1 protein-coding gene is annotated in these 233 nt (G+C 46.8%); it reads right to left on the bottom strand.

The window, feature by feature from the left end; all coding sequences use genetic code 11:
- On the bottom strand, positions 1 to 210 hold a 210-nt coding region (locus CBI42_RS12105), incomplete at its 3' end, for an alcohol dehydrogenase catalytic domain-containing protein (protein WP_256963847.1).
- Positions 211 to 233 lie beyond the last annotated feature (23 nt).

Genomic DNA, 233 nt, shown 5'->3' with positions numbered 1-233 from the left:
GTCCAAATCACCAACCACATATTCCGCATAACCATGTTCAGTGTGTGTCATGACCGTTTGGCCAACACTTAAATCGGAAACTTGATCGCCAACTTTAACGATCTCCCCGACAACATCACGACCTGGAATATACGGTGACGTGGTACTGCGGCCATTTTCCCATTCAGCCCGTTCACGGTTGTTCAATCCAACCGCAATCGTTTGAATCAAAACCTGGTCTGCTGATATTGTTG

It is taken from the genome of Streptococcus sp. KR, from assembly GCF_002238115.1.
Taxonomy (GTDB): domain Bacteria; phylum Bacillota; class Bacilli; order Lactobacillales; family Streptococcaceae; genus Streptococcus.
This window is presented reverse-complemented; position numbering and strand designations above follow the sequence as displayed.